The sequence below is a fragment of the Nocardioides sp. Bht2 genome (genome assembly GCF_047308515.1).
Taxonomy (GTDB): domain Bacteria; phylum Actinomycetota; class Actinomycetes; order Propionibacteriales; family Nocardioidaceae; genus Nocardioides.
Map to the genome: position 1 here is coordinate 108,841 of NZ_JBLBWI010000003.1, position 25,048 is coordinate 133,888.

21 protein-coding genes are annotated in these 25,048 nt (G+C 69.6%); 6 read left to right on the forward strand and 15 right to left on the reverse strand.

Going from position 1 to position 25,048, the window contains the following annotated elements; translation table 11 throughout:
* Positions 1-25: 25 nt before the first annotated feature.
* Positions 26-1,255 (reverse strand): AAA family ATPase, encoded by a 1,230-nt coding sequence (locus ACLM5J_RS07115; RefSeq protein ID WP_413655436.1) that lies wholly within the window; start codon positions 1,253-1,255, stop codon positions 26-28.
* 3 nt (positions 1,256-1,258) lie between these two features.
* Positions 1,259-1,897, reverse strand: coding sequence for a hypothetical protein (locus tag ACLM5J_RS07120; protein ID WP_413655438.1), 639 nt, complete (start codon positions 1,895-1,897; stop codon positions 1,259-1,261).
* A gap of 101 nt (positions 1,898-1,998) precedes the next feature.
* On the opposite strand from ACLM5J_RS07120, the gene ACLM5J_RS07125 reads away from it, so the two are divergent.
* Entirely contained in the window at positions 1,999-2,241 is a 243-nt protein-coding gene (locus ACLM5J_RS07125; RefSeq protein WP_413655440.1) for a helix-turn-helix domain-containing protein, read from the forward strand.
* Between the two features lie 21 nt (positions 2,242-2,262).
* On the opposite strand, the gene ACLM5J_RS07130 is transcribed toward ACLM5J_RS07125, so the two are convergent.
* The 3 genes from ACLM5J_RS07130 to ACLM5J_RS07140 are packed head-to-tail and all read right to left on the reverse strand — an operon-like array spanning position 2,263 to position 6,747.
* Positions 2,263-3,660, reverse strand: coding sequence for a DUF5719 family protein (locus ACLM5J_RS07130; RefSeq protein WP_413655442.1), 1,398 nt, complete (start codon positions 3,658-3,660; stop codon positions 2,263-2,265).
* Complete coding sequence (locus ACLM5J_RS07135; protein ID WP_413655444.1) at positions 3,657-6,455, reverse strand: glycosyltransferase; 2,799 nt, start codon at positions 6,453-6,455, stop codon at positions 3,657-3,659. Before ACLM5J_RS07135 ends, ACLM5J_RS07130 begins: the two co-directional genes overlap by 4 nt.
* A 34-nt stretch (positions 6,456-6,489) precedes the next feature.
* Positions 6,490-6,747 (reverse strand): WhiB family transcriptional regulator, encoded by a 258-nt coding sequence (locus ACLM5J_RS07140; RefSeq protein WP_343990550.1) that lies wholly within the window; start codon positions 6,745-6,747, stop codon positions 6,490-6,492.
* A gap of 198 nt (positions 6,748-6,945) precedes the next feature.
* Here ACLM5J_RS07140 and cofD point away from each other — a divergent pair, with 198 nt between their 5' ends.
* The 3 genes from cofD to ACLM5J_RS07155 are packed head-to-tail and all read left to right on the forward strand — an operon-like array spanning position 6,946 to position 9,740.
* The gene (cofD, locus tag ACLM5J_RS07145; RefSeq protein ID WP_413655445.1) at positions 6,946-7,956 is read left to right on the forward strand and encodes a 2-phospho-L-lactate transferase; all 1,011 of its coding nucleotides are present in this window, start codon (positions 6,946-6,948) and stop codon (positions 7,954-7,956) included.
* Positions 7,953-8,912 (forward strand): coenzyme F420-0:L-glutamate ligase, encoded by a 960-nt coding sequence (locus ACLM5J_RS07150; RefSeq protein WP_413655447.1) that lies wholly within the window; start codon positions 7,953-7,955, stop codon positions 8,910-8,912. The genes cofD and ACLM5J_RS07150 overlap by 4 nt, the downstream gene beginning before the upstream one ends.
* A gap of 45 nt (positions 8,913-8,957) precedes the next feature.
* Positions 8,958-9,740 carry a DUF3105 domain-containing protein gene (locus ACLM5J_RS07155; protein WP_413655448.1) on the forward strand — a complete coding sequence of 261 codons (783 nt, stop codon included), beginning with the start codon at positions 8,958-8,960 and terminating at the stop codon, positions 9,738-9,740.
* Between the two features lie 79 nt (positions 9,741-9,819).
* Here the strand turns inward: ACLM5J_RS07155 and ACLM5J_RS07160 are convergent, their stop codons facing one another.
* Complete coding sequence (locus tag ACLM5J_RS07160; protein ID WP_413655449.1) at positions 9,820-10,893, reverse strand: nucleotidyltransferase family protein; 1,074 nt, start codon at positions 10,891-10,893, stop codon at positions 9,820-9,822.
* A 53-nt stretch (positions 10,894-10,946) separates the two neighbouring features.
* Between ACLM5J_RS07160 and ACLM5J_RS07165 the strand changes: the two genes are divergently transcribed.
* Positions 10,947-11,657: a TIGR03089 family protein gene (locus tag ACLM5J_RS07165; protein ID WP_413655451.1), complete on the forward strand. Its 711-nt coding sequence runs from the start codon at positions 10,947-10,949 to the stop codon at positions 11,655-11,657.
* Here ACLM5J_RS07165 and ACLM5J_RS07170 read toward each other — a convergent pair whose 3' ends face one another.
* The 9 genes from ACLM5J_RS07170 to ACLM5J_RS07210 form a co-directional block, all read right to left on the reverse strand.
* Positions 11,658-14,669 (reverse strand): FG-GAP-like repeat-containing protein, encoded by a 3,012-nt coding sequence (locus ACLM5J_RS07170; RefSeq protein ID WP_413655452.1) that lies wholly within the window; start codon positions 14,667-14,669, stop codon positions 11,658-11,660. It lies immediately after the preceding gene.
* 274 nt (positions 14,670-14,943) lie between these two features.
* Positions 14,944-15,741 carry an ABC transporter ATP-binding protein gene (locus tag ACLM5J_RS07175; protein WP_413655454.1) on the reverse strand — a complete coding sequence of 266 codons (798 nt, stop codon included), beginning with the start codon at positions 15,739-15,741 and terminating at the stop codon, positions 14,944-14,946.
* Positions 15,738-16,622 (reverse strand): ABC transporter permease, encoded by an 885-nt coding sequence (locus ACLM5J_RS07180; protein WP_413655456.1) that lies wholly within the window; start codon positions 16,620-16,622, stop codon positions 15,738-15,740. The genes ACLM5J_RS07175 and ACLM5J_RS07180 overlap by 4 nt, the downstream gene beginning before the upstream one ends.
* Positions 16,615-18,603 carry a glycosyltransferase gene (locus ACLM5J_RS07185; RefSeq protein WP_413655457.1) on the reverse strand — a complete coding sequence of 663 codons (1,989 nt, stop codon included), beginning with the start codon at positions 18,601-18,603 and terminating at the stop codon, positions 16,615-16,617. Before ACLM5J_RS07185 ends, ACLM5J_RS07180 begins: the two co-directional genes overlap by 8 nt.
* Positions 18,603-19,784, reverse strand: a complete 1,182-nt coding sequence (gene glf / locus ACLM5J_RS07190; protein ID WP_413655458.1) for a UDP-galactopyranose mutase — start codon at positions 19,782-19,784, stop codon at positions 18,603-18,605. Before glf ends, ACLM5J_RS07185 begins: the two co-directional genes overlap by 1 nt.
* Before the next feature lie 36 nt (positions 19,785-19,820).
* The gene (locus ACLM5J_RS07195; RefSeq protein WP_413655460.1) at positions 19,821-20,771 is read right to left on the reverse strand and encodes a glycosyltransferase family 2 protein; all 951 of its coding nucleotides are present in this window, start codon (positions 20,769-20,771) and stop codon (positions 19,821-19,823) included.
* Positions 20,768-21,706, reverse strand: coding sequence for a glycosyltransferase family 2 protein (locus tag ACLM5J_RS07200; RefSeq protein ID WP_413655462.1), 939 nt, complete (start codon positions 21,704-21,706; stop codon positions 20,768-20,770). The genes ACLM5J_RS07195 and ACLM5J_RS07200 overlap by 4 nt, the downstream gene beginning before the upstream one ends.
* Positions 21,707-21,751: 45 nt before the next feature.
* Positions 21,752-23,224: an LCP family protein gene (locus ACLM5J_RS07205; protein WP_413655463.1), complete on the reverse strand. Its 1,473-nt coding sequence runs from the start codon at positions 23,222-23,224 to the stop codon at positions 21,752-21,754.
* A 119-nt stretch (positions 23,225-23,343) separates the two neighbouring features.
* Positions 23,344-23,580 carry a hypothetical protein gene (locus tag ACLM5J_RS07210; protein ID WP_413655464.1) on the reverse strand — a complete coding sequence of 79 codons (237 nt, stop codon included), beginning with the start codon at positions 23,578-23,580 and terminating at the stop codon, positions 23,344-23,346.
* A gap of 235 nt (positions 23,581-23,815) precedes the next feature.
* On the opposite strand from ACLM5J_RS07210, the gene ACLM5J_RS07215 reads away from it, so the two are divergent.
* On the forward strand, positions 23,816-25,036 hold the full coding sequence (locus ACLM5J_RS07215; RefSeq protein WP_413655465.1) for an LCP family protein: 1,221 nt from the start codon (positions 23,816-23,818) through the stop codon (positions 25,034-25,036).
* Positions 25,037-25,048 lie beyond the last annotated feature (12 nt).

Here is a 25,048-nt window from a genome sequence, read left to right on the forward strand (position 1 = left end):
ATCAGGCTACAACGTGACGCCGGTCTCAACCGGCGACTTGCGCACTCCCGACCGGCGCCGAACCTGCGCCACCGGCGTCGGCGAGCACCGCATCGGCCAGCCGCGCCATCGCCCTGCTCAGTGGGCTCTCCCCCAGTTCGGGCAGCGTGCGGCCGAGCGCCAACGCCCGATCCAGCGTCTCGCGATCCTCGGGGAGGAAGTGCAACGCGGGCGACGGCAGATAGTCGCTCAACATCGCGACGACGTCCGCCTCACGCCACCCCAAGGTGCGTCGCATCCGGTTGACCACCACCTCCACCGGCGCACTGGTCCGTTCCCGGAGCTCGGCCAGGCCGCGTGCCAACCGCCCCAGCCCGACCGGGTCAGGTGTGCCGACCACGACCACCTGATCGGCCAGCGCCAACGCGTCGAAGGTGAGCGCATTGCGCTCCGGCCGGCCCAGGTAGGCGGCGCTCGGTTCCTCCTCCAGGCAGAAGCCGGTGTCGACCAGTACCGGGCCGGACCGCTTGGCGAGCTCGATCAGGTCGGCGGCCAACTCGGGCCGCAGCTCCGCGCACCGCTCGGCACGGGGCAGGCCGGTCAGCACCCGCAGGCCCGCGGCCCGGCGCTGATGGCCGACGAACCGGGTGGCCAGCTCACCGACACTCCGGTTGCAGGCCAACAGGCCGGAGACCTCCTCCAGCAGCCCCAACTGTTGAGCCACCGTCCCGCCCCACGGATCCAGGTCGAGTAGCAGCGGTTCGCTGCCGCGCCGCGCCGCCACGGCGGCCAGTCCGAGCGCCACCGTGGTCCGCCCTGGCGAACCGGCCGGCCCCCAGACCACGGTGACCCGCCCGGTGCCAGGTGAGCGGCGGGGCTGTTCGGCAGGTGCGGCGGCCCTCGGCGCCGGCGTCGGCGCGGGTTGAGCCGCCACCCGCAGTACCTCGACCAACCGGCCGAGATCGGTCTGAGCCAGCACCACCCGAGCCCCCGCCCGCCGCCACCGCTCCAGCACGGCATCGTCGCCGTCGGGGGCGATCACCACGACGGCGACGCCGTGCACGTGCAGCTGCTGCCAGGAGGCGGCGTCGATCGCCACCTCGCCGCCGAGCACCACCACCTGGGCCTGACCGGTGGCAGCACTCGCCACCAGGTCGGCAAGGTCGAGACACCGCTTGAGGACCACCAGTCCGCTGGCAGCGCCGAGCGTCGCCACCGCCTCGGCCTCCCACGCCGCACCGTGTCCCAGGAGCAGGACACCCTGAGCCGGGCGCACCGTTCAGCCCGCTCGGGTGATCGCGACGTGGCCGGCCTGCGCAGCGGCGAGCACCCGGCCCACCTGCCCGGTCTCATCGGGCGGCACCGCGAGCACCACCTGGCGCTCGGTGCTCGCCGCGAACGAACCGTCTCCGGCGGGTGCCGCGACCACCCGGACACCTTGAAGGACCGCCTCGGCGACGTCGGCGCCGTCCGCGGTCACCCAGACGTCGACGGTCGTACCGGGCGCCACGCTCGGCGGCACCGCCGCTGTCGGCGCCGACACCGCCACCTCGATCTGGTCGTCGGCGGCCTCCCCGAGCGCCTGGGCCGGAAGCAACGCCCCGGAGGGAGCCGCCTGCTGCAGCACCCCGTCCGGCACCCCGTCGACGACCTTCAGGTAGTGCTCCAGGCGTTGCGCGTCGGCGAACCGGACCCTGGTCGCCACCAGGTCGTCGGCATCGATCCGCTCGCCCGGTTGCAGGTCGTGGGCCGCACTCCACACCTCGACGGTGTCGTCGGCGTCGGCGACCAACCAGGCACCTGCCAACACCGAACCGGCCACCAGGAGGAGGCCGACCCCGAGGCGGGGGTCACGCCACCCGCGGGTCTTTAATCGTCGCGCGCTGGGTGGTTCGATCATCCCGAGAGGCTCATTCATCGTGCCATCATCGGCCCGATTCCCGGTTCCGTCAGCCGCTTCTCCACAGAAGTCGCGGGTCCCTGAGCGGCAGTGTCGACGGGCGGTGGCAGAGTAGAGCCATGCAGGACACGCCCCGCTTCCTGACCCTCGCCGACGTCGCCGAGGTCCTCAACACGTCCTCGGCCCAGGTCTACGCCCTGGTCCGACGGGGCGACCTGCCGGCGATCAAGATCGGCGGGCGCGGTCAGTGGCGGGTCGAGGCCGCACGCTTGGAGGAGTACATCGAGCGGATGTACGACGAGGCGCGCACCTTCGTCGCCGAGCACCCCTACCAGGAGGCCGAGCTCACCGAGAGCGAGTGAGCCCGGCCCACTCAGGCACGATCAGCGCTGCGGACGGACGCTCGGGATCAACCGGTCACTGGGCAATGGACGCAACGGCAACCACGCCGTGCCACGACTTCCGGCTGCCCGGATCGCGCCGAGGTGTGCCACGTTGGTCTGCACCCAGAGAGCCTCCGCGTCACTCGGTACGGGCACGGGGGTGCTCTGCCCCGGCCGGAGCCGCCCCTCCCAGCTCTCGCCCCCGACGAAGTGGACGGTGACCGCGCCGGCCCGTTCGGTCGCGGTGAGCACCAGTAGGCGGCGGGTGGCGCTCGGCACGACCTGACCCGAAGCACCCTCGACGCCGCCGACGGCAGCCAGGTGGACCAGGTCGCCGTCCACCTCGGCCCGCAGTGAGCCGGCGAGCGGAACGGTGCCCCGCACGGTCAGGACGCTGTCACCGGCCTTGACCAGCTCCGCGACCCGCTTGGTCAGGTCGACCGCAACCACGGCACCAGCAGGCACCGCGATCTCGCGCAACCCGACCGGAGCCGACTCGCTGGCAGCACCGGTAACGGTGACCCTGGCCCGCCCGGCCGACTCCCCCGGGTTGACCAGGACCAGCACGTTGCTCCCGGAACGGCCGGGAACAGCGGGGATCTGCAGCACCTGGGACGGTGCGGAGGTGGTCGGCAGCCAGTCGGTCCGCTCCGCGCTCCCGCTCCCGGCGCGGTCCCGGATCGACGGCACCACCCGTCCTTGACGCGGCAGCACCCGGATCGCGATCTCCTCGCGCTGCGGCACCAACTCGGCCAGGTCGAGCTTGGTGGTCTTCTTCCCGGCCACGCTGATCCCGCGGATGGCCGCCGAGCTCACCGGACCATCGACCGAGAAGACCTCCAGGTCGGCGACGGCGGCTCGAGCGTCGGGGTTGCTCAGGGTCAGCTCCGAGGTCCGCAGCCCTCCGGCGCCGGCGCCGACGAACCACTGTTCCCCGGCCGGGCTCAGGCACTCGACCGCGCCCAGGTCGGGCTTCTCGGCGGTACGCGCGGCGATCAGACCGGGCGCCGCGGACTCGGTGCCCTGGACCAGGACCCGACTGGACCCGGTCACCGTCGCGGTGGCACCGGCGGCCAGGGCGAGCGCCGCGGCCTCCTGCTCGTCGCCGGACCGGGTGGTCACCGCGCCGTCGGCGGCACCGTCGACGGGCTCCCCCAACCGGGCCACCTGGACCGAGCCGGGACCCGACGGGCAAGCCAGGTCGACGGCGTGCAACGGGGCGCTCTCGGGCGCGCGGGAGCCGTCCTCGATCGGAGTGGCCGGCGTCGCTTGGAGCGCGAGCGCGCCCAGCGAGATGGCGACGGTGGCCGCTCCGACGACCAGCAGCGGCGAGGGCCGACGTCGGCTCGCGCGGGGAGCGGCACGGCGTCCGCCCCGCCCACTGGTTGCGCCACTCATCGCTGTTCCCTCCGCGTCGGACCACACAAGATCAGGACCGCGAGCAACGCGATCACCTGGACTCCCAGCAACCAACCGAACCACCAGGGCCCCTCACCGGTGACGGCGTCGTCGGCGACCGGTGTCTCGAACTGCCAGGCCGGCGTCGCCCGGTCCGAGGTACTGGCGCGGCTGAGCCCGGTGGCGCTGTCCAACAGACCGACCAGCCCGGGGTCGGCGGGAGCCGGCAGCACGATGTACTCGACGCCACGGCCCGGAAGCGCGGTGGTGACCTGCTCGGTCGGACTGGTCAGCAACGCGGTCACCTGCTGCTCGAGGGCGGTGTCCACCTCGGTCAGGGCGAGGATCTCGTCCTCGCCCAGCCACGGACCGTCGCCGCGCTGCACCGTCCAGTCCAGGCCCTCGGCGACACTGCCGGCGACCACCAGGACGCCGCGGTTCGGGTCCTCGTCACCGGCTTGGCGCATGTAGGCGGGCACCGGCGAGGAGCCCGGACGGGCCAACAGGTCATCGGCGGAGAAGAGCCACCAGGCGAGTGCACCGACCGGCACCACGGCGAGCGCCGCCCCGACACCACCGGCGACCAGGCGTCGCGGCAGGGTCGCACCGCGAGAACCACGTGCACCGGCGGGAGCGGGCACCAGCACCGCATGGACGGCGATCACCACAGCGGTGATCAGTGCCCCATGGATCATCAGCAGGCCGAAGCTCAGGCCGGGCCCGGTGACGCCGGAGGGCAGCTCCACCTCGAGGCGGCTGAACGCGGCTGCCAGCACAGCGGTCGTGGCGACCACGCTCCAACAGGCGATCACCGCGATCCGGCTGGCGGCCGGGATCAGCGCCGCGACGGCGGCAAGCACGAGGAGGGCACCGAGCCAGACCGGTGCAGACGGCCCCGGCAGGCGGCCGAAGAGCAGGTCCGCCCCGTCGGGGCCCGGCATCGAGCGTCCGGCCTCCAGCAGCACACCGCCGAGATCGTGGCCGAGCATCCCGACCGCACCGGGCAGCAGGATCACCGGCGGCACCGCCAGAACGACGAGCAACGGGCCCCAGACCGACCGGGTCCGGAGCAGGGTCGGTGCGATCGCCGCCAGGATCCCGAAGACGGCAGCCACCACCACCACGGCCAACACCCAGGCCCCCGGGGTGAAGGCGGTGACCAGGGCGAGCAGAAGCCCGGTCCGCCATCCGGCCCGGCGGCGCCGATCGGGCTCGCTGTCGAGGAAGCCGAGTGCGGCTCCGGCCAGCCAGGGCAGGACCACAGCGGCCGCCACCACGCCGAACCGGCCCTGGCCCCAGGCGCCGGAGGCGATCGGCACCATCGCCCAGGCCAACGCCGCGCCGGCGGCCAACCACGGCGACGGTGCACGGCCCGAACTCAACGCGGCGACCCGCGCGACGAAGCGCCAGGCACCCCAGGCGGCGAGCGGCGCGCCGAGCAGGAAGAGCAAGGAGATCGCGGCGGTCGCGCTGCCCAGCAGCAGCGATCCCAGTAGTGCGAACCCGATCAGGTAGGAGGGCGCGGGCGCCTCGGTCCCCTGCCCCAACGGGTGCCAACCGGAGCCGAGCAGATCCCACCAGTAGCCGGCCGACGGCGGGGTCGGCGACAGCGCGCCTCCCTCGAGCGGTCCGAACGCCATCCGGGCCGCCACGATCATCGCCACCACGGTGGCGATCACGGCAAGCGCCAGAGGACTCGTCAGCAGCCGCACCACCAGGCCGCTGTCGTCGTCAGGGCCGTCCTCATCGTCGTGCTCGGAGCCGGTGCTCTCGGCACGGCGCCGCTCACCGACATCACGGCCATGGGCCAGCGCCGCGGAGCCGACGTCGGAGACGAAGTCGAGTCCGTGCCGCAGCGGCAGCCACCACGGGGCGAGCGCGACGTCGCCGTCACCGAGCCCCCGACGGGCCGCGCGGGCACGGCGCAGCCGGCCCGGACGACCATGAACCGCGGCTATCGCGGCCAACTCGTCCAGGGCGGCCCGCGGCGAACGGGCCAGCAGCAGCCCGAGCGAACGGAGCAGTGAGCTGAGTAGCAGCCGCAGCCAGCGCCACGCGCCCACCGGGCCGCGGCTGTTGGCCAGCACGGTGAACATCAACGCCTCACGTTCGCGCCGGTGCGCGCTGCGAGTGGGCGCACGGAGGTCGCGGTGCGAGGCCTCGGCGTGAAAGACCACGGCGTCGGGAGCAACCACGGTCCTGGCGCCTACCCGGGCCGCCCGCCAGCCGAAGTCGACGTCGCCGGCGAAGACCGGCAGCTCGTCGTCGAAACCGTCGAGTCGTTCCAGCAGGGAGCGGCGGACCAGCATTCCGGCGGTGTTGACCGCAAGCACCTCTCGGACCGTGTCGTGCTGGCCCTGGTCGTACTCGCCGCGCTCCAGGCCGGTCTCCCGGCGGGCGCTGGCGGAGATGGTGACGCCGACCTCCAGCAGTCGCTTGAGGTCCGGCCACTCGCGGAGCTTGGCACCGACCACGTCTGCGCGCTCCCGTTCGGCGGCGTCGAGCAAGGCCGCCAGGGCACCCGGGGCAGGTGCGGAGTCGTCGTGCAGGATCCACACCCACTCGGTGTCGATCTCCGTCAGGAGTTGGCGCACGGCCTGCGGAAAGCCGCCGCGAACCTGGCGGACCTGGTCGAGGCCGAACTCGGCGACCAGGAGCTCCGTGGACTCATCGGAGCTTCCGGTGTCCACGGCAAGGGTCCGGTCCGGCGGGCGCTGCTGGTCTCGCAGACCAGCCAGCACCGCCGGCAACCAGCGCGCACCGTCATGGCTGACCAGCAGGGATGTCACCGTCACGACGGTCCACCCTACGGTTCGGCCAGATTTCTTGTTAGACGGCCCGCTTCTTCAACTTGCGACGTTCGCGTTCCGACAGACCGCCCCAGATTCCGAAACGCTCATCGTTCATGAGTGCAGCTTCGAGGCAGTCTTGTCGGACCTCACACGTCTGGCAGACCTTTTTGGCCTCCCTGGTGGATCCACCCTTCTCCGGAAAGAAGGCTTCCGGGTCGGTTTGAGCGCACAGCGCACGCTCTTGCCATCCGGATTCTTCGGCGTCGTCCCCATCGAGGAGGAACAGCTCACGCACGACACTCCCCTTTCGACCTGATCCCGTACCCGGCGGCTCCGGATTCGGCGGCCATCTCGGCTACTGACCAGTTCAGTCAGCCAGCTCCCGAAACGACGTGGATGAAATTACATGCCTGTCATACCGCGGAAGTCAAGCCCGGATCTGCTATAACCCCCGGATAAGGGAGAGCCGAGCCAAATCAGGCAAGGTAGTGCTATGCGATCGATCACCGTCCTGTCCGGCGGCGTGGGCGGAGCCCGCTTCCTCACCGGCCTCCTCCATGGAATCGCCACCTCCCAGTTGCCCGGGACCACCCCGGAGACGAACGTCACGGTGGTCGCCAACACCGCCGACGACATCTGGATCCACGGCCTCAAGGTCTCCCCCGACCTCGACACCGTGATGTACACGCTCGGCGACGGCATCGACCCCGAACGGGGCTGGGGCCGCCGCGAGGAGAGTTGGAGCGTCAAGGAGGAGCTGGCCGCCTACGGCGTGGAGCCGACCTGGTTCGGGCTCGGCGATCGCGACATCGCCACCCACCTGGTGCGGACCCAGATGCTGGAGGCCGGCTACCCGCTCTCCCAGGTCACCCAGGCCCTGAGCAGGCGTTGGCTGGAGCCGAAGTTCGGCGACCGCCTCCGGCTACTGCCGATGACCGACGACCGGGTCGAGACCCACGTCGCGATCGCCGACGAGAGCCAGCCCTCGGGCAAGCGGGTCGTCCACTTCCAGGAGTACTGGGTGCGGATGCGCGCGGCCGTCGCCGCCGAGCAATTGGTCTTCGTCGGTCTGGACCAGTCGAGCCCCGCTCCGGGCGTCGCCGAGGCACTGAGCACCGCCGATCTGGTGATCGTGCCGCCGTCGAACCCGGTCGTCTCGGTCGGCACCATCCTCGGCGTGCCAGGCGTCCGCGAAGCGCTGCTGGACCGGACCGCGCCGGTGGTCGGTCTCTCCCCGATCGTCGGCGACCGCCACGTGCACGGGATGGCCGAGCAGATGCTCACCTCGATCGGCGTCGAGGTGAGCGCGGCCGGCGTCGGGCGCCACTACGGCTCCCGCGGCCGTGGCGGCGTCCTCGACGGCTGGCTGGTCGACAGCGCCGACAGCGCCGCCGTCCCGGCCCTGGAAGCGGCCGGGATCAAGGCCGCCGCCGTCCCGCTGATGATGACCAGCCCGGACGCCACCGCCGCGATGGCGCGCGCCGCGATCGAGCTGGTCTCGTGAGCGCCCTGCACCTCAACGCGCCCAGCGGCATCGGCGAGATCACCGACGGAACCGACCTCGCCGAGCTCGCCCTGGACCACTGCGAACTGGTCAGCGGCGACGTCCTGGCGATCACCAGCAAGGTGGTCAGCAAGGCCGAGGGACGCCGGGGCACCGGTCCCCGCGAGGTGTCGTTGGCCGCGGAGACCGACCGGATCGTGGCCCGCCGTGGCCCCACCCAGATCGTCCGGAACCGGCTCGGCCTGACCATGGCCGCGGCCGGCATCGACGCCTCCAACGTGGCCGCGGGCGAGCACCTGTTGCTCCCCCTCGACCCGGACGGAACCGCGCGCCGGATCCGGGCCCGGATCTTCACCGCCACGGGGGCCAACGTGGCCGTCGTGATCACCGACACCGCCGGGCGCGCCTGGCGGACCGGGCAGACCGACATCGCGATCGGGGCCGCCGGCCTGCTGGTGCAGGAGGAGTTCGCCGGTCGCGAGGACGCCTACGGCAACCCGCTCGCGGTGACCGCCCCGGCCGTCGCCGACGAACTGGCCGGCGCAGCCGAGCTCGCCAGCGGCAAGCTCGGTGGCCGTCCGTTCGTGGTGATCCGTGGCCGGGCCGACCTGGTCCTACCGGCCGGCGAGGACGGCACCGGGGCCGGCATCCTCAACCGCCCCGATGGCGAGGATCTCTTCGGTCTCGGCGCACGCGCCGCCGTGCTCGCCGCCCTGGTGGGGCGCGACGCCGTCGCCTTCGGGGCTCCCGCACCGGTCGACGATCTCGTCCTGGCGCTGACCGAGTTGGGCGGAGGCAGCGTGGAAACCTTGTCGGAACAGGTACGTTGGACCCCGGCTGAGGGTCGCATGCCCTCCGCTGCGGCGTTGGCCGCCTTGGGCCACGCCTACGCCTGGCAGGGTGTCGTCGATGCTGCCGAGGGTGGCACGGTCCTGTTCCGACCACTTGTTCCGTAGACTCTGCCCCCGTACCGCACGACACCCGTGAGAGAAGCCTGAGCCGTGGCCAACAACAAGAAGACCCGACGCGAGGTCGCTGACCAGCTGCGCAATCAGCAGAAGCGAGCCGACAAGCGTCAGGGCCTGATCATCGTCGGCGCCTGTGTCGCCATCGCCGTCCTGATCGTGGGACTCGCCGCCTTCCGTCCGATCAAGGACTGGTGGGATCTGCGGCAGTACAACGACCTCAAGATCGGCGAGATCGGCGCCAAGGCCGACGTCTGCGGACCGATCCTGACCCGCAAGGCCACCGGTAACCAGGAGCACGTCGGCGCGGACGTCGAGATCGACTACCCGCAGGAGCCCCCGGCCTTCGGCAAGCACGAGGACACCTGGGACCCCCAGGGCCGCAAGCTCTACACCAAGGACGACCGTCCCGACACCGAGCGCCTGGTACACAACCTCGAGCACGGCTACACCATCCTCTGGTTCCGCAACATCGACCGGGGCAGCTCCGAGTACGACGACCTCCGCGCCATCGCCGACCGGCTCAAGGGCGACAGCAACATGCGAATGAAGTTCAAGGCCGTCGAGTGGGACGACGCCGACGGCGACTGGCTCGACGACGGCAAGCCGTGGAAGGACGACGACGGCAAGGAGATCGACACCTCCAAGATGAACGTCGCCTTCACGCACTGGTCGAAGGGCGGCCAGGACGAGGACGTCAGCAACGTCGACAAGCAGGTCGGCGCCTGGCAGTTCTGCAGCGGCGTCTCCGGTGCCGCGCTGGACGACTTCATGAAGAAGTACCCGTACCTCGACTCGCCGGAGCCCGCCGGCGGCTGATCGAGGCCGATCACACAGCAACGCGAAGAGCCCCAGGAGTTCGTTCTCCTGGGGCTCTTCGCGTTGCTGGAAAGGGTTCTCAGCCCACCTGGGCGCCTACGTCGACCCGGTCCCCCGCCGCCAACGTGGCACCGTCGGCGATCACCGCGTCGTCGCCCACCGTGACGCCGTCCAGGATGGCTGCCTTGCCGACCCGGGCACCGGGCCCGACCACCGAGGCCGCCACGACGGCGTCCGCCTCGATCACCGCGCCCGTCATCACCACGCTGCCCCGTACCTGAGCGCCATCCGCGACGACGGCGCCGCTCATCACGACGCTGCCCCCACCGACCACGGCACCGGCGGCCACCTCGGCGTCGGCGGCGATCCGGGCGCCGGACGGCACCGCCTCGACCGCCGGGGTCGGCGCCACGCCGAGCACCACGTCGACCGCGGCGTCGACCAGGGCCTGCGGGGTACCGACGTCGCGCCAGTAGGCGGAGTCGACGAAGCCGACCACCAAGGCGTCGTCGGCGACCAGGCCGGGGAACGTCTCCCGCTCGACCGAGACCTCGCGGCCGACCGGGATGGTGTCGATCACCCGGCGCCGGAAGATGTAGCAACCCGCGTTGATCTGGTTGGTCACCGGATTGTCGGACTTCTCCACGAAGTCGAGGACCCGACCGGCATCGTCGGTCGGCACACAGCCGAAGGCCCGGGCGTCGGCGACCGGCACCAGGTGCAGCGACACGTCGACCGCACGGCCGTCGCGCGGCGTCTCGAAGTCCGCCAACTGGCCGGCCAGGTCGTGCCCGGAGAGCACGTCGCCGTTGAGGATCACCACCGCGCCGTCCGGGTTCGGCGACAGCGCCTCGGCGACGTTGCGGATCGCGCCGCCGGTCCCCAGCGGCACCTCCTCCAGCACGTAGCTGATCCGGATCCCCCACCGGCTGCCGTCGCCGAGGATCGGCTCGAACATGTCGGCGTGGTACGAGGTGGCGAGCACGATGTGCTGTACGCCGGCACGCGCGAGCCGGGCGATCTGGTGCTCCAGGAAGGGCACCCCGCCGACGTCGAGAAGGTGCTTGGGACGACGTGCGGTCAGCGGGAGCAGCCGGGTGCCGAAGCCACCGGCGACGATCACTGCCTCGATAGGAGCAGGTGCCTGGGTCATAGCCGCAGAGCCTAGTGGCAGAAGGCGTCGCGCATGCTCACTAGGCTGAACCCATGGTGCGTACCTTCCCCGACCTGATCGCCTCCCTGCTCCGTCGCGACGCCGGCCGCCCGCTGGTCACCTTCTACGACGACGCCACCGGCGAACGGGTGGAGCTGTCGGTGACCACCTGGGCGAACTGGGTCGCCAAGACCTCGAGCCTGCTCAGCGAGGAGTTCGACCTGGAGCGCGGCGACGCACTCCACCTGGACCTGCCCACGCACTGGCTCTCCCCCGTCTTCGCGGGCGCGGCCTGGAACCTCGGCCTGGTCCTCACTCCCGAGCCGGGCGACGCCGACCTGATCGTCTGCGGCCCGGACACCCTGGACGCCCACCACCAGGCAGGTCGCCGGATCCTGGCCTCCGCGCTGCGTCCGCTGGGCGTCCGGTTCGCCGAGACGTTGCCGGAGGGCGTCAGCGACTTCGGAGTGGAGGTCTGGGGGCAGCCCGACGCCTTCACTCCCTACGACCCGCCGGCGCCCGACGACCTGGCGCTGCCGGGCGTCACCCAGCAGGAATTGGTGACGCCCGCCGCCACCGAGATCGCTGATCTCGAGGACGGCGGGCGTCTCCTGACCACGGTGAGCCCCGCTTCCCCTTCGGGTTTCACCAGTTTCACCGTTCCGCTGGTCAGAGGCGGTTCGGCGGTCTGGGTCCGCAACGCGGACCCGGAACTGTGGGAGTCGCACGCGGTGACCGAACGGGTCACCGCGCGACTCGTCTGATCATCCGATCCGGTCGAAGCCTCCGTAGCCCTGACCCAGGTAGACCCGGGTGCCGAAGCCGGAACTGGTGCCCGGCAGCAGGTAGAGGTGGCCGGTCTTCCGCTCCACCGCGACCAGGTCGGGTCGGCCGTTGCCGTCGACGTCGCCGGGGCTGGTGACCAGGTCGTAGGGCGAGAGGTCGACGCTGAGCTTGCCCGCTGATCCGACCAGCCCGCCGGGACCGTTGCCCTTGTACCAGCGCAGGCCGTCGCCGACCCGGTACGCGACGTCGGGTGCGCCGTCCGCGTTCCACCGACCGAGGCCCAACTGTTCGGTACCGCTGATCGGTCCCTTGGCGACGTAGCTCGGCAGGAAGCCGGTGGCCTTACCCGGGTAGATCCGCATCGACGACTTCTTGGGCTGAGCCATCAGGTCGGGGTACCCGTCACCGGTGACGTCTCCGACCGCAGCGAGCAGGGTGACGGTGTTGAAGCCGGTACCGATCCGAACCGGTGCAGCGAACTTGTTGCCGCCCAGGTTCCGGTGCAGCCTCAGGTCGCCGTTGGCGGTCTTCGAGATCACGTCGTTGCGGCCGTCGCGGTCCCAGTCGCCGACGTTGAGCAACATCTCCGAACCGTTGAACCCGGAGCCCAGGTAGACCGGCGGGCTGACGTTCACCGTTCCGGCGTGCGGGATCACGCTGAGGGTGCTCCCGGTGACCGTGACCAGGTCCGGGTGGGCGGATCCGGTGACCGGCGCCGCGCTCACGGCACGAGCGCCCTTGAGCGAGTTGAACGGGCCGAGGAGCTTCTTGTAGCGACCGTTCCCGGCGCCAGGACGGATGTAGAACCGCTGGTTCTTGGTGTAGCGCATCAGCAGGTCGGCCTTGCCGTCGCCGTCGAAGTCGCCGATGCCGGTGATCTTGTCGAAGCCACCCCAGGTGCGGTGGACCGCGACCCGTGCACCCAGACCGCCCTTGCCGTTACCGGGGTGCAGCCACATCTTGCCGGCGGCGTCGCGGGCCAGCAGGTCGGCCTTGCCGTCGCCGTTCGCGTCGCCGGCGCCCACGGTCATCGTGTAGCCCTTCCAGCCGGTGCTGAGCAGCACCTTGCCGCGGAAGGCGCCGTTGCCCTTGCCCCAGTAGCCGTAGAGGCGACCGGTGCTGGCGTCGCGGGCGACGATGTCGTTGCGGCCGTCACCGTTGAGATCGCCGACAGCAGTGATCTGGTCCCGGCCGCGGAGTCCGCCCTGCACCCGGTTGGTGCTGGTGAACCTGCCATTGCCGTCGCCGGCCAGGGTGACCGTACGGCCGGTCTTGGAGCTGCGCACGAAGATGTCGCCGCGACGGTCGCCGGTCAGGTCACCCGCTGCGATGACGACGTCGTAGCCGGCGTAGCCCGCGGTGTTCACCGGAGCCGACCACTTGAGCATGCCGCCGGTGGGCACCGCGTAGACGCGCCCCGACGACTTCTGCCGCATCAGCAGGTCCGGGTGCGAGGAGCCGACCACGTTGGTGACCAGGTCACGTCCGCGCCAGTCGGCCTGGTGCCCTGCGGCGAGCTTGCGGATGTCACCGATCCGGGCATAGAGGTACTTGCCCGGGCAGGCGGTCGAGCCGGCGTCGCGGTGACCGTTGATCGCCTTGAAGGTCTTGGAGCCGACGACCTGCTTGGTGCTGGCCGCATCGACACCGTGCAGCGCGAGCTTCCACGCCATCAGCGCGCCGTAGGCCTGGACCATCGGCTCGGACGGCTTGGTGATGTCGAAGTTGCCGATCGCCGACATCGCGAACGAGTTCTCGTTGTAGCCCAAGGTGTGCGCGCCGACGACGGGCCGGTCGACGCCGCCGTAGCGGCCTTCCCAGATCCGGCCGAACCGGTCGACGAGGAAGTTGTAGCCGACGTCGCTCCAGCCCCGGGTCTGGGTGTGGTACGCGTAGATGCTGCGAATCATCGCCGGCACCTGGGCCTTGGTGTAGTTGTTGGCGTTCACCGTGTGGTGGACGAAGCCCGCGTGCACCTCGTGGTAACTCGGCGAGCCGTCGCGCAGCTTCTCGTTGGCCCCCCACTGGGCGCGGCTGAAGATCTGCGGCTTCTCGGTGTAGGAGCTCTTGGAGAGTTCGAGGTCGCCTTCGCTGCTCTCCAGGGTCGAGTCGTCGGTGCTGGGCGGCGTGGCGTCGTCGCCCGCCGGGGCGTCGGTGGTGGCGCGAGGCGCAGCGAGCTCGTTGGTGTCGATCGCCGGGCGCTCCAGCTCGGTGCCGGCGGAGTCGCCGGGGGTGATCACCGCGAGCTTGATGTCGTCGGGCAGCGCGATCCCCGCGGCGGTGACGGCACGGGCCTGCACCTGGTCGACCTCGCCGACGAACATGGCGTCGGTACCGGGGCGGGCGTTGCGCCCCTCCGCGGAGTCGGGGTCGGGTCCGTCGTGGTCGTGGTAGTCGACGTCGATCCAGTCGCTCCATGCACCGTCGGTGTTGGTGCGGACCTGGACGGAGATCTCGCCTTCCTCCAGAGCCGCGCTGTCAGCGCTCCAGGTGACGCCGACCGCGCCGTACCCGGTGACCGCCTCCGGCGCGCTCTCCACGGTGTCCCCGGTGCCGCCGGCCGGTGCCTGCGGCTCGTCGGCGGTGGGCTCTTCGGTCGACGGCTCGTCGGACTCGGTACGCGCCTTGGCATCGGTCTCGTCGGGCACGACACTCTTCCGGCCGGCGTTGCTGACCGGCGCGAGCGGCACCTCGGCCACCTGGGTCTCGACCGGCGCGGTCTCGACCAGGGCCTTCGGCGCCTTCGGCGTGGCGGGCGCGACCGGTGCCGTCCTGTTGGGCGCCTGGGCCTTCGCGGGCGGGGAAGCCTGCGGGTCGGCCGCGGCGTCGGGCTCCGGCGCGGGGTCGGTCGAGGGGGCGACCTGGGCCGGACCGGAGGCGATCACGTCGAGAGAGAGCACATTGGCAGCCGGCGCGAGCACGGCGATGACGGCAGCGATCGCCAGCAACTGCTGGCAGATCGTGACGTAACGGACCTTGCTGGGGGGCATGTCGGGACACTCCATGTGTGGGGGAAGGTTCACACGAGTCCCAAGTTTCACACTAGTAACAGGGGGTTCCGCAAGATCTGGTGAGTAACTACATGGATGTAATTTCCACTCGACACGCCGACACGCCCAAAGTTTCTCAACTTTCTTCAGGCGTGTCGAAGCCCCCGGAGAAGGTGGCCTAGATCACTCCTCCCCCAAATGCCGACGGACGTCATACGGTGCGTGCAAGCGGGTGCACGCTGCGTATGACGTCCGCGGGTGAGACGTGGGCCGATCAGACGTCGGCGCCGTACTCCTCGTCCATCTCTTCCGCCTGCTCGTCCTCGCTACCGTCGCTGGCGTCGTACTTGAGGTACTTGATCCCGGCGGTGACCTCGCCGTCGTAGCCGACCTTGCCCTTCTCCAGGACGATCACCCGGTCGCACATCTTCTTCACCGAGCCGGCTGCGTGGCTGACGTAGAAGAGCGTCCGGCCCTCGGCACGGACCTGCTGCATCCGCTCGATGCACTTGCGCTTGAAGGGCCGGTCCCCCACCGCCAGCACCTCGTCGACCAAGAAGATGTCGGAGTCCACGTGGACCGCCACCGCGAAGCCGAGCCGGGCGAACATGCCCGAGCTGTAGTGACCGACCGGGGTGTCGAGGAACTTCCCGATGTCGGCGAACTCCACGATCTGATCGAACTTCCGGTTCGTCTCCTGCTCGCTCATCCCCAGGATCGCGGCGTTGAGGTAGACGTTGTCGCGCCCGGTCAGCTGGGGGTGGAAACCCGCACCGGTGGCGATCAGGCCGGCGATCCGCCCGCGGGTCAGGATCTGACCGCTGTCGGGACGCATCACGCCGTTGACCAGCTTGAGCAGGGTGCTCTTGCCGGAGCCGTTGAGCCCCATCAGGCCGATCGACTCGCCCTGCTCCACGGTGAAGGAGACCTTGTCGAGGGCCTGGAACTCGTCGCTGATACTGCGACCCTTGGCCGCCGCCACCGTCATCTGCTTCAAGGTGCGGTGGTAGCGCAGGGTGAAGCTCTTGCTGACGTTGTCGACCACGATCGAGGTGCTCGGCGGATAGCTCATGACAGACGCTCCGGAATCCGGTTCTCCAGACGGCGGAAGACCGTCTGGCCGATCACCAGCGCCACGATCGAGATCCCCAGGGCGAGGAACGAGTAGGCGAAGAGGTGGTCGGGGATGTGGTGTGCCTGGGTGTCGGTCGGGTTGTCGGTGGTCCCCACCCAGAACGCCTGCTGGACCAGCAGCACGGCGTCGGCGATCGGGTTGAAGAGGTAGAACCTCGACATCTCCCCGAACCGCTCCTCCACCATCGTGAAGGGGTAGATCATCGGCACACCGAAGCGGACGAAGTTCGTCAGGATCGAGACGAAGCTGCCGACGTCGCGGAAGAAGACGTTCGCACAGGCGAACATCAAAGCGAGCGCGGTACCCAGCAACATCACAATGGCGGTGGCGAGAACGAAGCCGGCCATCCCGACGACGGTGGGTGTCCAGCCCAGACCCACGCAGATCAACACCATGATGATCAACTGCGGGCCCATGTGGTACAGCGAAACCACCATCGAGGCGACCGGGAACATCTCCCGTGGCATCGCCATCTTGCGGACCAACGCCTTGTTCCGCACGATCGAGCGAGTTCCGGCGTTGAACGTCTCCACGAAGAAGTGGACGATGATCAACCCGCAGAAGACGTGGATCGCGAAGTTCTCGGTCCCGCGGTCCATGATCTTGCCCATCACGAACCAGAAGATGAACAGCTGGGACAGCGGGTTGATGTAGGACCAGAGGAACCCGAGCACGGAGCCCTGGTAGCGCGCCGAGATCTCGCGCTGGACCAACAGCTTGAGCAGGTAGCGGCGGCGGAACACCTCGAGCAACCCGGCCGCCGGGGCCGGGCTGCTCAGCGGCGCGTCCACGACGCGCGGCGCTACCTGATCACTCATCGGCGATGCCGAAGGTCTTCGACCAGGTCTCGGGCGAGACGACGTCGTCAAGCGAGGCCCGGTACCGCGCAGCCAGCTCGGGCCACTCGCGGTGCAGGCGACGGTGCATCTCGATCGTCCGCTTGAGCAGGTCGCGGTAGCGCTCCGGATCGCGCTTGTACAGCGCCACCGACGAGCCGTCGTTCATCGAGACGATGACCGAGTCGTACTTGACCAGGTTGACCCAGCTGGTGTCCATCGCGGTGAGCTCGGCCTCGGGGAACTCCCGCGACATCTCCCGGACCGGGCGGAGCTGGCGCAGCGGCGCCGTCAACGCACCGATCCGCACCGCCCACGGGCCGGCGATCTCGATGTCGGACTTGCCCTTCTTCGGGGGCTTGCGACGGCGCACCGGCGGCAGCTCGTCCCGGTCGGCGTGCAGCTGGGCGTCGACGAACTGCTTCCGGAAGGCGTTCACCTCGGGCAGCTTGGAGCCGAGCTCCTCGTGCAGCCGCTCGGGGCCGGCCAACACGTCCTCCAGAGCCTTGTGCCGCATCTCGGCGACCGAGTACTGCAACGAGGCGAGGTGCTTGATCTGGTGGTTGAAGCTCTCGCGCACCATCCGGCCACCCCGCTCGTACGGCGAGTGCAGCAGCGCGGCGATGAACCGGTTGCGCTGGTGGAAGTAGGCCTGCCAGTCGATACCGTCGTTCTTGTCGCTCCACGGCACGTGCCAGACCGCGGCACCCGGGAACGAGACGGTCGGGAAGCCGGCCTGCTTGGCACGGAGCCCGAACTCCGAGTCGTCCCACTTGATGAAGAGCGGCAGCGAGAGACCGATCTGCTCCAGCACCTGACGCGGGATCAGGCACATGAACCAGCCGTTGAAGTCGACGTCGGCGCGCTTGTGCAGCCAGCGGGCCGAACGGAGGTTCCGGGAGGCGAAGTCCCAGTCGCTGTAGCCGTCGAGGCGGGTCTGCCACCAGAACCGGTACGGCTGGACGATCTCGCCGAACGAGTGCAGGCGCGAGCGGGAGTAGATGTTGAACATGTGGCCACCGACGATGGTGGGCCGCTTGGCGAGGTCGCCGAAGGTGACCGCCCGGATGATGCCCTCCGGCTCGCAGATGACGTCGTCATCCATCATCAGCGCGTAGGTCGCGGTGCCCTTGCGAACCGACTCCAACTGGCCACGGGCGTAACCGCCCGAACCGCCGAGGTTGGCCTGCACGATCACCCGGAGCTGCTCGCCCAGGGCCTTCTCGGCCTCGGGGAAGAACTCCGACTCGGTGACCGGCTTGGTCCCCTGCTCCATCACGAAGACGGTGTCCAGGTACGGACGGAGCACGTCGTCCTCGGCCAGCTGACCGATCAGCTTGGCGCAGAAGTCCGGACGGTTCATGGTGGTGATGCAGATGTCGGCGGTGCCGTGCTCGGCCCGGTCGACGGGCACCTGCGCGGTCCACTCGGCCGCGATCACCCGGGCTCCCCCGTCGCCGGCGGTGACGTCGTACCAGTACCAGCCGCCGTCCACGAACGGGGTCAGCGTCAGGTCGAAGGTGAAGGTCACCTCGCCGTCGCTCTCGACGGCGACGCTCTCGACGCGCTGCGAGTGGCCGCGGGCCATCGACTTGTGCACCGTGACGGTGGCACCGACGCCCTCGACGGTCACCGTGAGCTGAACCTCGTCGACGATCGTCCACCGGCGCCAGTACGAGGCCGGGAACGCGTTGAAGTAGGTACCGAAAGAGAACGTCTGGTTCGGGTTCGCCCGGACCGAGGTGCGGGACAGGATCTGGTCCGGGTGCAGCGCGCGCCCGGTCGACGTCGACTGGCGGATCGCCGCCATGTTGAGGTCCTTGGCGTCCTTGTTCGCGCCGATCTCGTAGCGGTCGGCGTCGAGCTTGGCCTCCTCCAGGTCGACGTAGAGCGGGAAGACCCCGGTGTCCTTGTCGAGCGGGAAGACCTGGCGCTGCAGCAGCCGGGTGGTGGTCTCACTCATCAGGCGTCTCCCTCGACCCCGCCGCTGGTGAACGGGGCGCCGTCGGCGAAGTGCGGCTTCAGCTTGTTCTCGAACATGCTCAGCGCCGAACCGATCGCCATGTGCATGTCGAGGTACTTGTAGGTGCCGAGGCGGCCACCGAAGAGCACCATCGGCTCGGCCTTGGCCAGCTCGCGGTACTTGAGCAGCTTGGCGCGGTCGTCGGCGGTATTGATCGGGTAGTACGGCTCGTCGCCCTCCTCGGCGAAGCGGCTGTACTCGTGGACCACGATGGTCTTGCCGGCCAGATGCTTGCGCTCGGGGTGCAGGTGCTTGAACTCCAGCACCCGGGTGAAGGGCAGCTCCTGGTCGTTGGCGTTGACCACACCGGTGCCCTGGAAGTCGTCGACGTCGAGCGTCTCCTGCTCCAGGTCGATGGTGCGCCACGACAGGCGGCCCTCGGAGTTGTTGAAGTACTCGTCGACCGGACCGGTGTAGACGATCGGGACCTTGCCCTTGTACTCGTCGGCGACCGCGAAGAAGTCGGTCGAGGTGCGCACCTCGATGTTCGGGTGGTCGGCCATCCTGGTCAGCCACGCGGTGTAGCCGTCGACCGGCAGCCCCTCGTAGGTGTCGTTGAAGTACCGGTTGTCGAAGGTGTAGCGGACCGGGAGCCGGGTGATGATGTCCGGGCTCAGCTCCTTCGGGTCGGTCTGCCACTGCTTGGCGGTGTAGCCCTTGACGAACGCCTCGTAGAGCGGGCGGCCGATCAGGCTGATCGCCTTCTCCTCGAGGTTGGTGGCGTCCTCGGTGGCGATCTCGCTGGCCTGCTCCGCGATCAGGGCGCGCGCCTCGTCGGGGCTGTGCGCCTTGCCGAAGAACTGGTTGATCAGGCCCAGGTTCATCGGGAAGGAGTAGACCTGCCCCTGGTACTTGGCGAAGACCCGGTGTTGGTAGTTGGTGAACGCGGTGAAGCGGTTCACGTACTCCCAGACCTTGGTGTTCGAGGTGTGGAACAGGTGGGTGCCGTACTTGTGCACCTCGATCCCGGTCTCCTCGTCGAACTCGCTGTAGGCGTTGCCACCGAGGTGGTCACGCCGCTCCAGCACGAGGACCCGGAGGCCGAGCTCGGTGGCGCAACGTTCGGCGACGGTCAGTCCGAAGAAACCGGAACCGACGACGACTAGGTCTGGTGCAGACAAAATATGACTCCTGAGCGGTTTGGCGCGGCGGTAAGTCTAACGAGCCGACGGCGAATCGGGGGCTTCTGCGGCGTGTGGCAGCCTGCGCATTGTGCGCGCGGAGCGCATGGCCTTGATCACGTTCGCGGCCTCCCCGCGGCCGCCACGCACCGGGCTGAGCAGCACCACGGCCAACGTGATCAGGTACGGCTTGAGCCGGACCAGCGCATTGGTTCCGTAGCGCAGGTGGACCACGAAGAGGTTGCGATACATGTAGAACCCCTTCCAGCCGGAGAGGTCGTGCTGCTGGTTGAAGTCCAGTTGGCGGACCAGGACGGCGTCGCGCAGCGCCCAGATCGTCCGCCCCGAGCGCCGGGCCCGCAGAGCGAAGTCGACGTCGTCGTAGAAGATGAAGTATGAGGGGTCGGGCAGCCCGATCTCCTCGGCCACCTGGCGGCGGAACATGAACCCTTCGAAGGCCACGTTCTCCACCGCGACCCGCTCCGGCATCGCTGCCCGGGAGGGGTAGGTCGAGTCGACCGAGGCGGTCTTCGGGCGGATCGCCAACGGGTTGGAGAGGTCGAACCGCAGCGCGGCCTTCTCGACCAGCGCGCCGGCGAGGTCCTCACGGACCACCATCAGGCAGTCCTCGTCCGCCGCCATCAGCACCGCCAGACAGTCGGGGGCCGGCACCACGTCGTCATCGATCAGCCAGATCCGGTCATAGCCGCCGGCCATCGCCAGGCGGGTACCGAGGTGGAAACCGCCGGCACCGCCCAGGTTCTCGGTCGAGGTGTGCACCTGCAGGGGCAGTTCGCCACTCGCGGCCCGGTCGGCCAGCAGTTCGGCGGTACCGTCGCCACTGGCGTTGTCGACGACGACCACGGCGTCCGGACGGCGGGTCTGAGCCGCCAGGCCGTCGAGCATCCGGCCGAGCAGTTCGGACCGGTTGTAGGTGACCACGACGACCGCGACGGTCTCGGCCCCGCGGCCGCGCTCCGCGCTCATCGCAGGAACCTCCGGTGGCCGGTGAAATCGCCGCGGAGCCCCGCCAGGATCCCGCGCAGGCTGAGCCGGAGCCGGCTCAGGCTGGGTCGGGTGAACGCGTAGAACCAACCGGTCTTGACCACGAACGCCGCCACGTGGGCCCAGCCGCGGTAGTCGCGCAGGTTGACCACGTTGTTGCGCGCCATGCAGTAGTGCTTGAGGTCCGAGGGCGAGTGGTTGTAGGTGGTCCGGCCGAACATCATCGGCGTCCCCAACTCCCCTACCGCAGGGTGGCGGACCACGGCGTCGACGACGGTGGCGATCCGGGCGCCGGCCGCCTCGGCCCGGAGCCGGTACTCGTGGTCGTCGCCCCAGATGAAGAACTCCGAGCGCGGGTAGCCGATCTTGCGCGCCAGTTCGCGCCGGACCAGCACCCCGTTGAACGGAATCACGATCTCGGCGAGCCGACCACCGCTCGCGGCGCTGTGGACGTCGGCCACCTCGTGCACGACCTTGGTGCCGCCGGGCAGACGGATCGGGAAGACCAACCGCTCGGGGCGCTCCTGGTCGACGACGATCGGGCCCCAGAAGTCCAGGTCGGTGTGGGTGAGCAACTCGGCCAGACAGCCGACCTCGGGCATCCCGTCGTCGTCCATCAGCCAGATCAGCTCGGCGTCGTGCTCCTCGACGGCGCTCCGCAACCCCTCGTGGAAGCCTCCGGCCCCACCCCGGTTCTCGGCCAGCAGGACCGGGTGCAGCGCCGGTCCCCCGCGCTGGCCGGCCGCCGCCGTCAGCCAGGCACCGGTGCCGTCGTTCGAGGCGTTGTCGACGACGACGACGGCGCTCAGCTCGGGCTGGTCGCGCAACCTCTCGACGAGGCGGGTGACCAGGCCGATCCGGTTGTAGGTGACGACCACCGCGACGATGCGAGGCGGGTCGTTCAGGGGCACGGACACGGCGACCACCCTAGACGGCGCGCCAACAACTACTGCTCGGTACCCTCAGCACGCCGAGGCGAGGTCGTCGGACTCGTTGGCCTGGTATCCCTCGTTGCGGGTGCCCAGCGAGCCGCCGTTGATGGTCTGCGCCTTGCCGGCCTTCTTCTTGCCGGGCTTGGGGCCCTCGCCCTCGGCACGGGCGATCCCGTCGGCGACCATCTTCTTGATCTTCGCCAGATCCGGGTCACCGGTGTTGATCGCCGGCGGCACGATCGAGACCGTCGAGATCTTCTGGTCCTTCGCCTTCAACGCCAACTGCATGAAGTTCTTCAGCTCCGAACCCGGCAGGTTGGTCTGCACCATCGCGGAACCGGCCTTGGTCAGCTCGCCGTAGTGGGCGATCAGGTCGGTCGGGCTGACCTGCGAGGCGAGTGCCTGCATCACGCACTTCTGGCGTGCCATCCGCGAGTAGTCGTCGGAGCCTTCACGAGCCCGGGCGAACCAGAGTGCATCGTGGCCGTTGAGCCGACGGGTACCGGGCTTGATGTAACCGGTGACGTCGCTGCCCAGACCTCCGACGGGGATCGGCTGACGGACGGTGAGCTCCACTCCCCCGAAGGCGTCGACGACGTCCTTGAACCCTTCGAGGTTCACCATCGCCCAGTAGCTGATCTCCAGATCGGTGATCCCCTCGACGGCCTCGATCGTGGCCTCGACGCCGGGGTTCTTCGACTTGCCGAAGAGTTCGGTGTTGTCCATCGCCCAGGTACTGACGCCGTTCAGGTAACAGCCGTCGCAGTTGAACCCGTCGGGGAACTGCTCAGCCATCACCGACTCCTTCGCGAACCGGAACTTGGCCAGGTTGCGGGGCAGGCCGACCAGGACCGTGCGCCCGGAGTCGGCGTCGATGCTGGCGACGGTGATCGAGTCGGGACGGAGCCCGGTCCGTCCCGCGCCGGCGTCGCCACCGAGCAACAGGACGTTGTAGCGGCCGGCGCTCGGGTCCGCGCTGGGACCGTTGCCGAAGTTGGCGAGGATGAAGTCACGGTGCACGGTGACCAGGTGCGAGCCGAAGAGCAGCGCACCGGCGACGGTGAAGCAGAGCAACCCGTTGACGCCGACCGCGGTGAGCCGCTGCCGACGGAAGAGGGTGAGCGGCTGGCCGAGGCGCCAGGCGTCGATGAAGAGGGCCGCCCAGCCGACCGCGAGGATCATCATCGCGAACCGGATCAGGTTGAGCAGCTTGGTGTTGAGCACCAGCTCCAGCGCCACGCCGTGCCAGACCCAGGAGATGGCGGCGAGCAGGACGAGGGTGCCGAGGGTGGCGAACCAGACCCGCATCGCGATCCGGCCGACGTCGCGGCGCCCGGCCACGAGCTGGGCGGAGCCCGGCAGCACCAGGGTCATCAGCATCAGGGTGAGCGCACGGCGGAAACGCACCCGCGCGGCTCGGTCGTCGGCGCGGTTGGCGACACGGTCATCGGCGCGACCAGCGCCGCGGCGATCGTGCGACCCGGGGGAAGTGGCGGGTTGCATAGAGAGATGCCTCTCTGGTGGGGAAGTTCCCGCCAGTATCACCAGTCACACCGGCATCACCAGTGACGACGCGCCGTAGCGATACCGAGACGTCATTCAGCTCACGCCGGGTCCGCTGCCTAGAGGGCCCGGTGCCGCGCGATCTCCTCCTTGCGGGCCAACCGGTTGGCCCGCCGGATCTCGGCCTCATGCCACCGCTGCTGGTCGATCTCGGTCGCCAACACCAGCGGCGGCACCTCCCGGGCCCGGCCGTCCTCATCGATCGCCACGAAGACGAAGTAGGCGCTGGCCACCAACAACGGGTCGTGCGAGGCGTCTCCCCACGGCTCGGCCTCGACCCGGACCGCGACCTCCATCGAACTGCGGCCCGACCAGGTGACCCGGCCGTGGAGTCGGCCAGCTTCATGATCTCGCCGCCGTGCACGTTGCCCAGCAGGTTGGCCTGCGGCGAATGCATCAAGGTGGCCAACGAGACCTCGGAGAATGCCGGCGTCAGCGGCAACGGTGCGCTCATGGGGCTCACCGTAGACCCAGCAGCGTGTCCCGAGGTCCTGCACCGCCGCCGACCAGTACGCCGGTACCTTGGCCCACATGGTCGACCGCCCCCAGGGCCCGGAACCGGGCACCCCTGAATATGACTGGCTCTATGGGAAGCAGCGTCCCGAAGGCGACGACGCCACCCGGGTGATGCCCGTCAGCGGCCAGGCGACCCCCGAACCGCCGCCGCCGACCCGCAAGCGGCCGATCCAGCAGCATCCGTATCAGCAGCCACCGCCACCTGCGCGCCCTGTGCCAGCACAGACGCGGCCGGTCCAGCCGCCGCCCGGTGGCCCGGGCGGTTCCGGACCACGTTCGCGACGGTTCCCGATCCGGCCGGTGCGGCTGATCCTGCTGCTGCTCGCTCTCTGGCTGGTCTTCCTCGCGGTGGTGCCGTTCGTGGCGCTGCGCAAGGTCTCCACCGTGGACGCGTTCCCCGACGGCAAGCGCCCCGCCGACCAGGACGGCACCACCTACCTGATCGTCGGTAGCGACTCACGTGAAGGGCTGACCAAGAAGCAGCGCAAGGAGCTCGGCACCGGCAACGCCGGCGGCCAGCGCACCGACACGATCATGCTGCTGCACACCGGCTCCGGCCCCAACCTGCTGATGTCGATCCCCCGCGACTCGCGGGTCGAGATCCCTGGTCGCGGGGTCAGCAAGATCAACTCCGCCTTCGCCTGGGGCGGCCCGAAGCTGCTGATCAAGACCGTCGAACAGAACACCGGCATCAAGATCGACAACTACGTCGAGATCGGCTTCGGTGGCTTCGTGGACGTGGTGGACGCCGTCGGCGGCATCGAGATCTGCCCGACCCGCCGGATGAAGGACAAGGACGCCAACCTCGACATCAAGAAGGGCTGCCAGCAGGCCGACGGTGTGGTGGCGCTCGGCTTCGCCCGCTCCCGCAAGACCGACCCACAGCTGGGCGACATCACCCGCGCCAAGCACCAGCGCGAGGTGGTCTCGGCGGTCGGCAAGAAGGTGCTGTCGCCGTGGACCTTCGTCAACCCGTTCCGCTACTGGAACGTCAACATGGCAGCCGCGCAGACCCTCAAGGTCAGCGACGGGACCGGACCGATCGACCTGGCCCGGTTCGGCTACGCGATGACCCGGGTCAACGGCGACAACGGGCTCACCTGCGGCGTGCCGATCCGCGACCTCGCGGTGACCTGGGACCCGCAACGGTCCAAGGAGTTCTTCCAGCACGTGATCGACGACGACACCGACGGCATCTCCAAGGAGCTGTGCACCGCCTCGGGTCTGCCCAAGTAGCCACCTCACGGA